The 13,321-nt window shown below is 68.6% G+C and carries 12 protein-coding genes; 6 read left to right on the top strand and 6 right to left on the bottom strand.

All coding sequences use genetic code 11. From position 1 onward, the window contains the following. Positions 1-98 precede the first annotated feature (98 nt). Positions 99-1,460 carry a hypothetical protein gene (locus tag A37U_RS0127235; RefSeq protein ID WP_020499842.1) on the top strand — a complete coding sequence of 454 codons (1,362 nt, stop codon included), beginning with the start codon at positions 99-101 and terminating at the stop codon, positions 1,458-1,460. Here A37U_RS0127235 and A37U_RS0127230 read toward each other — a convergent pair. From A37U_RS0127230 to A37U_RS45490, 5 genes are all read right to left on the bottom strand, one after another. Beyond that, on the bottom strand, positions 1,447-2,511 hold the full coding sequence (locus A37U_RS0127230) for an NAD-dependent epimerase/dehydratase family protein (protein WP_020499841.1): 1,065 nt from the start codon (positions 2,509-2,511) through the stop codon (positions 1,447-1,449). The two genes, A37U_RS0127235 and A37U_RS0127230, sit on opposite strands and share 14 nt — an antisense overlap. Positions 2,512-2,520: 9 nt before the next feature. Further along, positions 2,521-3,522 carry a Vgb family protein gene (locus A37U_RS0127225; RefSeq protein ID WP_020499840.1) on the bottom strand — a complete coding sequence of 334 codons (1,002 nt, stop codon included), beginning with the start codon at positions 3,520-3,522 and terminating at the stop codon, positions 2,521-2,523. A 138-nt stretch (positions 3,523-3,660) separates the two neighbouring features. After that, entirely contained in the window at positions 3,661-5,034 is a 1,374-nt protein-coding gene (locus A37U_RS0127220; RefSeq protein ID WP_020499839.1) for an APC family permease, read from the bottom strand. A 46-nt stretch (positions 5,035-5,080) separates the two neighbouring features. After that, positions 5,081-5,965: a carbon-nitrogen hydrolase family protein gene (locus A37U_RS0127215; protein WP_240437679.1), complete on the bottom strand. Its 885-nt coding sequence runs from the start codon at positions 5,963-5,965 to the stop codon at positions 5,081-5,083. Between the two features lie 185 nt (positions 5,966-6,150). Next, the gene (locus A37U_RS45490) at positions 6,151-7,968 is read right to left on the bottom strand and encodes a serine hydrolase domain-containing protein (protein WP_020499837.1); all 1,818 of its coding nucleotides are present in this window, start codon (positions 7,966-7,968) and stop codon (positions 6,151-6,153) included. Positions 7,969-8,133: 165 nt separating this feature from the next. On the opposite strand from A37U_RS45490, the gene A37U_RS0127205 reads away from it, so the two are divergent. Beyond that, entirely contained in the window at positions 8,134-9,030 is an 897-nt protein-coding gene (locus A37U_RS0127205) for a LysR family transcriptional regulator (protein ID WP_020499836.1), read from the top strand. Between the two features lie 166 nt (positions 9,031-9,196). On the opposite strand, the gene A37U_RS0127200 is transcribed toward A37U_RS0127205, so the two are convergent. Next, a complete protein-coding gene (locus A37U_RS0127200) occupies positions 9,197-9,796 on the bottom strand; it encodes a methyltransferase family protein (RefSeq protein WP_026197653.1) in 600 nt (199 codons plus the stop codon). 119 nt (positions 9,797-9,915) lie between these two features. Between A37U_RS0127200 and A37U_RS51920 the strand changes: the two genes are divergently transcribed. The 4 genes from A37U_RS51920 to A37U_RS0127185 all read left to right on the top strand — a co-directional run bounded on the left by A37U_RS51920 (position 9,916) and on the right by A37U_RS0127185 (position 13,314). After that, positions 9,916-10,260, top strand: a complete 345-nt coding sequence (locus A37U_RS51920) for a hypothetical protein (RefSeq protein WP_169526944.1) — start codon at positions 9,916-9,918, stop codon at positions 10,258-10,260. Next, positions 10,260-11,171 (top strand): aldo/keto reductase, encoded by a 912-nt coding sequence (locus tag A37U_RS0127195; RefSeq protein WP_040588777.1) that lies wholly within the window; start codon positions 10,260-10,262, stop codon positions 11,169-11,171. The genes A37U_RS51920 and A37U_RS0127195 overlap by 1 nt, the downstream gene beginning before the upstream one ends. Positions 11,172-11,278: 107 nt before the next feature. Beyond that, complete coding sequence (locus A37U_RS0127190; RefSeq protein WP_026197652.1) at positions 11,279-12,247, top strand: amidohydrolase family protein; 969 nt, start codon at positions 11,279-11,281, stop codon at positions 12,245-12,247. Beyond that, positions 12,244-13,314, top strand: coding sequence for an amidohydrolase family protein (locus A37U_RS0127185; protein WP_020499832.1), 1,071 nt, complete (start codon positions 12,244-12,246; stop codon positions 13,312-13,314). Before A37U_RS0127190 ends, A37U_RS0127185 begins: the two co-directional genes overlap by 4 nt. The last annotated feature ends 7 nt before the right edge of the window (positions 13,315-13,321 follow it).

The following is a 13,321-nucleotide window of genomic DNA, read 5'->3' as shown; positions in this document are numbered from 1 at the left end:
TCGTTGATTCGGAGGCGAAGGCCGCGGGGATTGCCCGGTTGCGGTGATTGTTCGCATGAAGTGCCCGCAGGCCTGCCGCCGGTGGTTACCGTGACGTGATGACCGCCGTGGAACACGAGCGCGAACACGCGACCCGGGCAGGCCCTCGGCGCTGGCTGGGCCCCGCCCTGGACCTGTTCGTCGTGGCGCTGGCGGTCGTGCTCGTGGTGATCGCCGCGCTCGGCGGCTGGCAGTTGCGCGCTCGAGGGGTGGACATCTTCCTCGGCTGGCCACCACTGCTGGCCGGGTGGGCCCCACACTGGGGCTCGGGCACCGTACCCGCCGTGCTGCTCGCCGCGGTGCTGGTGATTCGCGGTCCCGAGCTGGCCGTGCGACTTCGCTGGCCGGTGCTGCTCACGGCCGCGTATCTGATCTCGGTGGCCTGGACGACCGCGCTCGCGCTGGTCGACGGGTGGGACGTCGGCATCGCCGGCCGGCTGACCTCGGACAAGGAGTACTACCACGATGTGGGCCGGGTGCACGACATCGTGGCGATGCTCGGGCAGTTCAGCCAGCACGTGCTGACCGACACGCCCGCACCGTGGTCGATGCACGTCGGCGCGCATCCACCCGGCGCATTCCTGTTGTACGTGTCGATGCACCTGCTCGGGCTCGGCGGTGGCGGCGCGGGCATGGTGACCATCCTGATCGGCGCCTCCGCGGCGGTCGCGGTCGCGGTGACCCTGCGTGCGCTTGCCAGTGAGGATCTCGCCCGGCGGGTACTGCCCTTCGCCGTGCTGTTTCCCGGGGCGGTCTGGGTCGGCGTCTCGGCGGATGGCATGTTCGCCGGGATCCTCGCCTGGGGTGTCGCTCTGGTGGCGCTCGGCTGCGCCGCCTCGAGCTGGCCGCGCCGGTTCGTCGCCTTCGGTGGCGGTGTGTTGCTCGGGTACTCGCTGTACCTGTCCTACGGGCTCGCCACGGCGGCACTGCTGCCGATCGCCGTGTTCGCGGTGACGAGACGCTGGCTCGGCGCGGCGTTCGCCGTTCTCGGGGTAGTGGCGGTCGTCGGCGCGTTCACGGCTCTCGGATTCTGGTGGTTCACCGGTTTCGACCTGGTGCGGATCGTTTACGCGGACAGTGTCGCGAAGACAAGGCCGTACAGCTACTTCGTCTGGTCGAACATCGCCGCGCTGCTGTTCGCGCTCGGACCGGCCGTTGTCGTGGGTGTGCGCCGAATGGTGGCGAATCCGAAACGGTTGCCGTTGATCGCGGTGCTGCTGGCCGCGGCCGCCGCGATCGCGGTGGCCGCCTCGGACTACTCCGGGATGAGCAAGGCCGAGGTGGAACGAATCTGGCTTCCGTTCGCGGTGTGGCTCCTGATCCCGTGTGCCGCGATCCCCCGCGGGCAGGCGAGATACTGGCTCGCCGCGCAGGGGGTACTCGCGTTGCTGGTGAACCACCTGCTGTTCACGATCTGGTAGCCGGCGCACGCAGCGGCGCGGTGGCGAACTCGGCCATGCCTTCGGTGAACCCGATCGCGGCACGGAAACCGAGCTCACGCTGCGCGCGCCCCGGATCCGCGACGATGTGCCGTACATCGCCGGACCGGGCCCCACCGGCGATCCGCGGGCTCGGCCCACCCATGCATTCGGCGAGCGTGGCGGCCATCTCGCCGACGGTGTGCGGCTGACCCGAGCAGACGTTCAGCGGCGTGCAGCGCCCCGGTTCGGCTTGCGCCTGCACGGCGAGGGCAACCGCGATCGCCACATCGCGCACGTGCACGAAATCCCTTCGCTGGGCGCCGTCCTCCAGTACGGTCGGCGCGACACCGCGCTCCAGCGCCGAGCGGAAGATCGAGGCAACCCCGGAATACGGTGTGTCGCGCGGCATCCGGGGGCCGTACACGTTGTGGTAACGCATGGCGTGAACAGCACCACCACTCTGGCGTGCCCACGCCCCGGCCAGATGTTCCTGTGCCAACTTGGTGGCCGCGTAGGTGCTGCGCGGATCCACCGGCGCGTCCTCGGGAACCAGTTCCGGTTCCAGCGTCGAACCACAACGCGAACACGGCGGCTCGAACCGGCCCGCCTCGATGTCCGCCCGGTCACGCGGACCCGGTGACACGATGCCGTGCCGGGAACAGCGATAGCGCCCTTCCCCGTAGACCACCATGGAGCTGGCCAGCACCAGGCGGGTGACCCCGGCGCGATACATCTCGGCGAGCAGCGTCGCGGTGCCGAGATCATTGTGCGCCGCGTAGTCCGGCGCATCCGTGGGATCCACCCCATGCCCGACCATCGCCGCCTGATGACAGACCACGTCCACACCGCGCAGCGCCTCGCGCAACACGTCCGGGTCCCGCACGTCGCCACGCACCAGTGTGTTCTCGTCGATCCACTCCGGAACGTCACCATCGCCGTGCGCGGCAGGCAGCAGCGCGTCGAGCACCACCGGCTCGTGCCCTTGCCCGGCGAGCAGCTCCGCGATGTGTGACCCGATGAACCCGGCCCCACCGGTGATCAGTACCCGCATCCCCCGATGCTAATACGCATCGGCGTCGATGCTCTGCAACTGCCCGGTTGCGGTGCCGGTGACCCACAGCCGACCGGTGGCCGCGTCGACTCCCACGCTGTTGGGCTGGCGGACCGTCGGCAGGCGCGCGACCACGCGCGGCCGCGCCCCCGAGGTGTCGACGCCGACGAGCTGGTTGCGCGCGGTCAGCGTCACCCACACCCGATCGCGCATCCGGTCGTAAGTAACCCCGTATGGCTTACCCGGCAACGGCATCCGCGCTATCCGCCGGGGGCTCGGCCCGCTCGAGTAGACCAGTAGCGCACCGCCCCTCGTGTCCACGACCACGAACCGGCCGTGCCGGTCGGCGACCTGGTGCGTCGGGCCATCGCCCGCGGGCAACCGCGCGGTCTGCCGAAGCGTCGCCGCGTCGAACAAGCGCAGGCTGTCGTCGGCCACATCGACCAGCGCTACCTGGTCGCCCACCGCGGCGAGCCCCGCGGGCTGCGGCGATTCGGTGAACCGGTGCACCACGGTGGTGCCGCGCACCGCGACGACGCTGTGCCCTGCCTCGTTGGCGACGAACACGGTGCCGTTCGCGGCGCTCGTCGCATCATGCGGTGACGGTCCGGTCGGCACGCTCGCGGTCACCTTCCCATTCGACGGGGCGATTTCCAGCAGCCTGTTCGCGTTCTCGTCCGGCACGAGCACCGGTCCCCCCGGCGCGGCCAGCTGAAGATGCCGCAGGTGACCGGGCAACCGGATCCGTTCGGCGACCGCGTGCGTGTCGGCGTTTACCAACACCAGCGCATCCGGTTCGCGGGCACCGACCGCGACCCGCCGAGTCCTCGCGTCCACGACGATCCCTTCCGGTGACGCGCCGACCGGCATCACCCGCCCCGCGGGCTGGGTACGTAGCGGCGGCGCGACCGCGGGTTCGGCGGCCGGTGGACGCGGGTGCGGTGCCTCCGCGCCGGTACACCCGGCCAACAGCAGGACCGCGGCAAGGGTGAGCAGATAGCGTGGCTGCATGTGGTGCGCACCTTGGTCTGGATGACTGTCTCTTACTCCTGGTTCGGTGCCGAGCCCGGGGCGGATGGGTACCACTTGCACCGAGCCCGCCCCAGCCACCGGGCAACACAGTGACCGCCGTATCACCGAGACCGGTGATCATCGCTCCCGGGCCAGCGAGGTGTCGTCGGGCGAGCCCGGCGACGCGTGCTCGTCCAGGGTCATCTCGGGTGTGGGCCTGCGGAATCCCTTGGTGAGGAACGCCAGGTAGATGAGGCCGATCACCAGCCACACCACGCCGATCTTGAGTGCCGTGGCGCCCAGTTGGCTCAGCAGATACACCGAGACAGCGGCACCGGCCAGTGGCAGGACGAGGAAGTTGAACAGGTTGTGGCGGCGGCCTGCTTTCCGCTCGCGGAACAGGTAGGCGATGACGGAGACATTGACCAAGGCGAAGCCGAGGAACGCGCCGAAGTTGATGAAGGAGGTGGCGGTGGCCAGGTCGAGTGTCATCGCGATGACACCGGCGGCGGCGGTCAGCAACAGCCCGGTGATGGGCGTGCCCAGCTTCGGTGCGAGCCGGCCGAACACGGGTCGGGGTAGCACGCCGTCGCGGCCCATGACGTACATGAGGCGGGCGGTGGAGGCCTGCAGTGCGATGCAGGAGGCGACGCCACCAGCGACCGAGATGAAGTTGACGATGTTGGCGTAGGTCTGCCCGCCGATCAGGACTTTGATGCTCCAGGCGGCGGCGTCCTCGTTGGCGAACTGGCCGCCCGGGTGGACGAGTTGGAGAACGAACGAGAGCACGAGGAAGATCCCGCCCGTGGCGATGACACAGGCGATGATGCCGCGGCCGATGGTTCCGGCGCCGTCCTTGGTTTCCTCGCCGAGGGTGGAAATCGCGTCGAAGCCGAGGAAGGAATAGGCGGCGATGGCGGCGGCCGCGGTGATCGCACCGATGGAAGTGTGGGAATTCCATACGGCGTCGGTGACCGGGCCGGTGTTGTCGTGGCCGAGGTAGACGAGGCACAGTGCGGTGAACAGGATGAGCGAGCCGACGGTGACGGCCATCAGGACCTTGTTGACCCGGTCGGCGAGTTTCATACCGAAGGCGTTGACGCCGGTGGTCAGCGCGATGATCAGGATCAGCCAGACCCACCGTGGTACGGCCGGGAACTGGGCCTGGAAGTAGGTCGCCTGGATCAGCCAGCCGACCATCGGGATGAAAAAATAGTCGAGGAGCATCGCCCAGCCGGCGAGAAAGCCGATACGGCTGTCGAGCATCTTGCGGGCATACGAATACACGGACCCGGCGCCCGGCACGACGCGCGCCATCTTCGCGTAGGACAGGGCGGTCAGCAGTATCGCGACGGTGGCGATCGCATACGCGGTGGGAGCGGTGCCGTCGCTGGTGGCGGCGATCACGCCGAAGGTGGTGACGACGATGCCCGGCGAGATGTACGCCAGGCCGAACAGGACGACGGAGGAAAGACTCAGCTCACCCTTGAGTCGCAGGTTCTGGTCACTCATCGCGCAGGCTCCTCGGATGGCGGGGCACGAGTCCGGACGGAAAGGGTCAGGTGGCCGGGATCCACGGGCTGGTGGCCCAGACGGCGGGGTCGATACGACCCCCGTACAGCGGCAATTCCAGGACCGGGTCACCAGGGCGGAACTGCTCCCACATCCGGTTGAGCCCGGCGGTGCCGTAGCGGCGTACGTTCGTGACCTCATCGAGGTCGACGACATCGGTGAGGGTGAGATCCCCGTCGCCAGCGGCCTGGGAGCGGACCGTGCCTTGGGGATCGGCCAGCAGGCTGCGGCCGACACCGGAAGGGGCGGCGGCGTTGACGCTGGCGACGAAGACCTGGTTGGCGATGGCATTCGCCCGGTTCAAGACCTCCTCCTGGGCACGATCGCTGGTGGCGGTGCGCACCACGTTGACGATCAGCTCGGCCCCCATCCACGCCAGATGCCGAGAGATCTCCGGGAACCAGGTGTCATAGCAGATGGAGATGCCGATCCGGCCGATGCCGGGTAGGTCCACCACCTGAAACCGGCTGCCCGGCCGGACCGTCTCGTACGGACGCCAGGGGCAGGCCTTGCGGTAGGCGGCCAGACGCTTGCCCCCGGGCGAGTAGACCGGAGCCGTGTTGTACACATGGCCGTCAGCGCCGCGTTCGTAGCCGCTTCCCGGCACCAGCCAGACGCCGAGATCCCCGGCAAGCTGTGAAAAGGCGGCCTCGCGCTTGCCGTCGACCGGTTCGGCGGCATCTTCGGGGGCGGCAGGGACGCCGGGGGCACTCTCGCCGAGGTGCAGTTCCGGATAGACGACGAGGGCGCCGGGCGCACATGGCTTCACCCGCCGCTCGACGTCGGCGGCGAAACCCGTCACGTCGTCGGCAAGGCGACCAGGCGCCTGGACAAGAATCAGCGGCAGCGGACGGGACACGGCGCGGATCACCAGCCAATGAGGCAGAGCAGACACGATGCGGACAGGTGCGGAGAACAGGTCGTCAGGGAACTCTCCCGGATTTCTTCGTTGCCTCCGGCGGACAATTCGAGCCGACACGATCCAGGCCGGTGTTCGCCTGGTGTTGGGGAACGGGCAACGAGCGCTCGCACCGGCCGACTGGCGCCGAAGTCACGTCACACACCCGGTGTGCCCTCGGCCGCGGGCAGCTTGTGCAGTTCGAAGACCGGCCAGAAGTACGCATACTCGGTGTTGTCCGAGAAGTAGTAGTAGGTCGCACCGTTGGGCATCATCACGATCTCGTTGCCGCTGACACCGGACATCGAGGGCACCCAGAAGTCGGTGCCTTCCGCGTACCCGTATTCAGTGAACGCCGGGTTCGCCGCCTCGACGTGTGCGGCCCAGGTGCACTGGTGGTAGTGCAGATAGGACTTGCCGGAGGACGAACAGGGCAGACCGCGGTCCTCGGGATCGCGCTGCAGCGAGGCCGACAGGGCCTTCCTGTCGAGGAGTCGGCGGTCACCGGCGCGCCCCAGGTGCACGTTCAGGAACCGGGACAGCTTCGCCGCGTCGTCCGGTGTGAAGTACAGGCCGTATCCACCGAGCGGCTGTCCGCGGGCGCTGTTGTCCGTGCGCAGGCATTGGGCGCGGAACCCGGCGCTGAGCCCGGCCGGCTGGTATACCTCCTCGTCCAGGAACGTATAGAGGTCGGCATCCTCGCCCTCCTTTCGCCTGAGGTAGTTCGAGAGCGCGAGGGCCGCGATGTACACATCCGAAGTGCGGTAGTTCCAGTAGGTCCCTGGCTCGGTGGCGTGCGGCCAGTCGAAGGCGAGGGTGGTCTTGGTGGTCTCGGGCTCGGTCAGGACGAAGTCGTCCATCCCTTTGCCGTCCTCGTCGACCTCGTACCCGGCGGAAGCGTAATTGCCGGTCGCCATGTCGAGAGCGTCGTCAACGGTGACGGTGGACCAGTCACCCCGCGAGTCGGCGGCCTCTGGCACGAGGTCCCTGACGAGCAGCGCCCCGACGTCCTCCCCGTACTTGTGGGACAGACGCAACCGCGCCAGATTCGTGAGGGCCGTCTTGGCGAGCGAATATGCGGCCAGGCGCAGGGATTCGGGGAAGGCGTAGACGCCGTGGCGGGTGCGGGCCTCGGCGGTGTAGTTGACGCCGTCGTAGTAGACGCCGAGGGCGCTGATCGCGTCCGTGGTGACGCCACGGCCGAAGCTGGCGGTATCGATCCCGGCCTTCGGATAGTCGGCGGCAAGACTCTCCAGCGGCCGCACCGGGATGCGGCCCGCGACCTCGGCCAGGTGAGCGCGGCGGATGCGATCGGCCCCGGGAACGGTTTTCGGGACGTAGGCGGCCGCCCGCTGTCCCCATCGATCGAAATTGAGCCAGGTACAGATTTCCTGGGTGATCTGGAATCGGACGTCGCTGACACCATCGCCATCGAAAAGGAACGTCATGGCACCGCTGAAGGTGTCATTGGAATTGCGGTGGCAGAGGGTGAACGGGAACGCGGCCCGGTCGGCACCGCCGTCGCCGGTCTCATGCCACATCCGGCCGGGACCGATGATGACGTTCCAGGCAGCGTGTCCGGTGTACTGCAGTCCCTGGGTCACCGGAATGAGGTGGGTGCCGGTCTGCACGAAGGTCAGGTCCATCCTCGGCAGCGATTCGTACGCCGCCGAGGCCGTCACCCCCACCTCGTCCTTGAGAACAGCCCAGCCGCCGCTCTTGTCGTCGGCGTCGAGCACGAGGGAACCGCTGAAGTGGTGACGCGGCGCGGCGGCACCGACCGGGAACGCGAACGCGGAGTCGTCGACCGGGGCGGTGGCCTTGCCGTCACGCAGTTCGCCGGCGGTGAGCAGGGTCCGCCGGCGGCGATCGGCGGGCACCGGTACGGCGGTCGGCACGGCAGCGGCAGCAGGCGCGATGGCGCTGGCAACGCCGGTGGCTGCGACGCCGAACAGGGCGCGACGGCTGAGAGGCATGGTGAGCGCCTAACGTAGGACGGCAGGGTCGGGTGTAGCCGACGGAGATACCGCGTGATTCTTGAAGAACTCGCCGATGCTGTCCAATACTCAGTTCGCAGGGCACCGATGCCCATCAGGCGTAGAGCTCGCATGAACCCCACCGCAGTGGACGGAGACACACCCATGGATCTACGACACGTCCGGTATTTCCTCGCCGTGGTCGACACCGGATCCACGGCCCGCGCCGCCCAGCAGGTCCACGTCACCCAGCCGTCGCTGTCCCGGCAGCTGCGCGCCCTGGAAGCGAGCCTTCGGGTGAGCCTTTTCGAGCGAGGTGGAACGCGGTTGCGGTTGAACGCCGCCGGGCACCGATTCCTGCCGGTCGCCCGCGACCTGGTGGCCCGCGCCGATAGCGCGGCGTCCCTGTTGCGTGCCCTGGCAGACGGTGTGCCGCCCCGCCTGACGATTGCCGCCCCCTCGGCAACGGTCGCCGACGTGATCGCCCCCTACGTGGTGTCGGCGGGCCGGGACGGGCCACACGTGGACGTCCTGGAAGCCACCGGCGAGGCACCGTACACCGCGCTTGCCAGCGGCGCGGACCTCGCCGTGTCGGCGAGCCCACCACCGGTCGGTACCGAAACCCTGACCGTCGGGCACCCGCCACTGTGGGTGTACACGCCGCCCGACCACCCCTGGCACACCGAGCGGCGCCGCCACGTCGGCCTGGACGAACTGGTGGCCGAACCGCTGCTGCTACCGACCGCCGAGCACCACACACGCGGCATCCTGGACCGCGCCGTGGAAGCGATGGACGGCCGCTACACGGCACTGTCCCAGACGACGAATCCGCTGCTCGCCCAGGCGCTGGCCGCTGCAGGGCACGGCGTCGCGGTCGTCTCCGAGGATCCGCGCTACGGCATCGAACCCTTGCTCATACACGGCCCGGACGGCAAACCGCTGACGATGACGCTCACGGCCGCGTGGCGGGCGAGTCACTACACCGCCGACCTGCTCGCGTCGTTCGCCCGGGGCCTCGCCGCATACTGCGCGCACGCGTATCCGCTCTGGTCGACGGGATGAGCGGGGGCGAGCGCACAAAGCATCGGGCCGCCGTACGCGACACCTCGCTGCTGCCTTGGTCCGCACCGGACCCGGAGCATCGATGATGCCTTCGGCATCCCGCGCTTCCCGGCGCTCCGGGCAGCGCGGCCCGGACACCACGGGAGCTCCCGGCCGACGTCCGCGGTCACCACACGCCGGGAATGAGCCGCTTGGTGTGCTTGCGGTATTCGGCGTATTCGGCGCCGAGCCCCTCGATCAGCACCCGCTCCTCGACCCGGATTCGATAGTAGATCCCGGCGAACGCGCATCCCGCGAAGGCGATCATCGCGAGAAAGTTGTTGAACAGCAGGCAAATCCCGACCACCGCGATCAGCGCACCCGTATAGGAAGGATGCCGCAGCATCCGGTACGGCCCCGCGCTGACCAACCGGTGCCCCTCCTGCACGTGCACCACCCCACGGAAGAACTGGCCGAGCGTTCGCATGGCCCACAACCGGAACCCGATCCCGAACCAGAGCACCGGCAACGCGACAGAGAACGCGACAACCCACGGAATATGCGCAGCCAATACCGGAACGAAGCGCCGCGCGAGCCCCGCAAGGACATCGCCGAGCGCGATACCGAGAACGATCGCGCCGAGGCTACGCCATTCCGTCGTACGTGCCCGTGCACCGCGCCGGAACTGCACGACCTGCAGCACGATCTCGGCGAGGATCCACAGCCCCACAGTGATCTGAAAAACCCAGAAGAGCGCCGGAACGACCATGCCGTACCCCCTTTCCACGTCACTCACGGTAAACCGCAGACACCACGGTGACCACTGAGATTTGTCATGGGTCTCGATTCAGCACACTTGCCTTCGCCGGTGATCGCTGTCGTACCTTGCTCGCGGCACGCGTCCGGGTGCTGATCGACGAGGGTGAACCGCCGCCCTGGTCCCGGCGACCAGCGGGCCGGGTTCTGGAACCAGTCGCCGTGGACCGGGCCGGATCGCAGGCGCACGGCGAACTTCACTGGGGACATGACCGCGGTGAGCTCGGCGCCGCAGTGGCCCGCGACAACGGAAGGACCGAAGCCGCCGGCGCCGCGCCGATCCGTCCCGTCAAAGTCCGCAATGCTTTCGCCCCATCAGATATCTCCTTGCCGAATCCATCTGCCTGCCTGGAACGACATGTCGATAACTACCGGTCATTGTCCAGCGGTGCGGCGATGTGCGGCGACCGGCGCCGCCGCATTAGCATCCAGTGATGAACAGTCTTTCTCGTACGCCTGCTTTCCCTGGTGGAGTGTTCCCCTTCGCCGGCCGCTCGCTGCCGCGGATCGGCTATGGCATGGGGCAGCTCGCCAGGCGGGCGACGAGCACCGCCGGGTGGACCGAGGCGGTGGCGCTGTTGCGCCGGGCATTCGAGCTCGGGGTGCGGCACTTCGACACCGCGCAGTTCTACGGCGACGGCTTGGCCAACCGGTTGCTGCGCGCGGCATTGGGGGACGTACGCGACGAGGTGGTGCTGGCCACCAAGGCCGGTGCGAAACCCGTCCCAGGGGCCATACCGCTGACAGCCGCACAACAGCCCCATGAGCTGCGCGAGGCCATCGAGGCCAATCTGGCGACGTTGGATACCGATCGGCTTGACGTGGTGTACCTGCGCCGCATGGATTATCGGCCCGGTCTGCTTGCCGAAGGAGACCAGATCGTGCCACTGCAGGATCAGCTGTCCGAACTGGCAATGCTGCGGGACGAGGGCAAGATCCTCGGTATCGGTCTGAGCCACATCACGGTGGAGCAATTCCACACCGCGAGCCCGATCGGCATCACGTGTGTGCAGAACATCTACCACCTGCTCGACCGCGCTTTCGAACCACTGTTGACGGCCTGCCGGGACGAGGGCATCGCCTGGGTGCCCTACTTCCCGCTCGGCGGTGGCGGATACGCCGATCTCCCCAAAGTCACCGAAGCACCCGCCGTGACCGCCGTCGCGGAGGAACTCGGCGCGACGCCGACGCAGATCGGTCTCGCCTGGCAGCTGGCGCACGCACCGAATACGATGCTCATCCCGGGAACCGGGAGCACCGGGCACCTCATGGAGAACACCGCGGCGGGCGATATCGCACTCGACGAGGACACGCTGGCCCGCCTCGAAAACGGGACCGTCCACTGACCGGTCGCCTCGACACCGTCGGCTCCGGCGGCTCACGATTCCCGTTGCCTATCGAAGCCACCGGACACCGGTACGAACCCGGGGCTGAACCCGGATGGGAGATCGACATGGCCGAGGACGAGCTCATCGATGTGCACGCGCACTTTCTCACCGACCGCTACCGCACCGAGGCCCGCGAGGCAGGGCACGAGCACCCCGACGGCATGCCCGGCTGGCCGGACTGGAGTCCTGAGGCGCACCTGGCGTTGCTGGACGCCCACCGCATCCGCACCGCGGTGATCTCGGTTTCCTCACCGGGCGTGCATTTCGGGGACGACCGGGCCGCCGCAGAGCTGGCACGCCAGGTCAACGACTTCGCCGCCGATCTCGAACGCGCTCACCCCGGCCGGTTCCGCCAATTCGCCTCCCTGCCATTGCCGGACATCCCCGCCAGCCTGGCCGAACTGGACCGCGCCCTCGACGAACTCGACGCCGCCGGAGTGATCCTGGAATCCAACATCGCCGGGAACTACCTCGGCGACCCCCACTTCGCGCCCCTGCTGGCCGCGTTGGACGAACGCCGCGCCGTCGCTTTCGTCCATCCCACCTCACCGAGCTGTTGGCGGGCGCTCAGTCCCCAGCGGCCCCGCCCGATGCTCGAATTCCCATTCGAATCCACCCGCACCGTCACCGACCTACTGCTCACCGGCGCGCTGCAGCGCTACCCGCGCATCCGGTTCGTGATCCCACACTGCGGCGGCACACTCCCCATGCTGGCCGACCGCATCGAGCTGTTCCGCACCGCTTTCACATCGCAGGACGGCCGAGCCGACACCCGCACGCTGCTCGCCGGGCTCTGGTACGACCTCGCCGGTACCCCCTTCCCCGCCCAGGCACCCGCCCTCGCCCAGCTCGTGGGCACCGAACGGTTGCTCTACGGCAGCGACTACTGCTGGACACCGCGGCCGGCGGTCAGCGAGCAGATCGCCGCGCTCGACCGTGCCCCGGAACCGGCCGGGCACACCGACTGGCGGCAGTTGACCACCCGCAACGCACAACGCCTTCTCACCGAGGGCCGAATGACGGAGGGACCATGAAAGCCACGCTGTCCAACGTCCGCGTGTTCGACACCGAGCACCTGACCGAACCCACCACCGTCACCATCGACGGCGATGTCATCGGCACACCGCACGGCGGGCCCGGCACGGCCGACACGATCGACGGCGCGGGCGCGACGCTGCTTCCCGGACTGTTCGACGCCCACGTACACCTCAACGCGCCACCGGAGCTGGCCGCTCTCGCCGGGCACGGCATCACCACCGCGCTCGACATGGCCTGCTGGCCCCGGAACAAGACCGACTCCTTTCGCGGCCACATCCCGGATATCCGCAGCGCGGGCCTGCCCGCCATCGGCCCCGGCGGCAACCACGCCCGCATGCCCGGCATGCCCACCGAGGCGATCCTCACCGATCCCGCCCAGGCCGAAACCTTCGTCGCCGACCGGGTGGCCGAGGGCTCCGACTACATCAAGATCGTCATCGAAGCAGACCTGCTCGGCCAGGCCACCATCGACGCCGTGATCGCCGCGGGCAAAGCGCACGGCAAACTCACCGTCGCGCACGCCTCCGCCCTCGACGCCTACCGGCGCGCCGTGCGAGCCGGTGCCGACATCATCACCCACGTGCCCCGCGACGGCGTGCTCGATCCCGACACGATCGCGCAGATGCGCGAACAGCAACAGGCCGCCGTGCCGACACTGGCCATGATGGAAGCCGTCATCACCGCTGTCGCCCTGCCCGGCGAGGAATACACCTACAGCCGCGACAGCGTCACCGCCCTGCACACCGGAGGAATACCCGTCCTCGCCGGCACCGACGCCTTCGCCGGTCCCGCGCCGATACCGAACCCCGTGCCACACGGACCAGGACTCCACCACGAACTGGAACTGCTCGTCGATGCCGGTCTTTCCACCGCAGAAGCCCTGCAAGCGGCGACCGTTCTGCCCGCTCGCCACTTCGGCCTCACCGATCGTGGCACCATCCGGCCAGGACAACGTGCCGACCTTCTGCTCATCGACGGCGACCCGTTACACGACATCACCCGCACCCGCGCCATCCGCCGCATCTGGAGCGCAGGCACCGAGGTCACACCCCGCCCAGCCTGACACGATC

This window comes from Sciscionella marina DSM 45152 (assembly GCF_000379465.1).
Lineage (GTDB): Bacteria > Actinomycetota > Actinomycetes > Mycobacteriales > Pseudonocardiaceae > Sciscionella > Sciscionella marina.
This window is presented reverse-complemented; position numbering and strand designations above follow the sequence as displayed.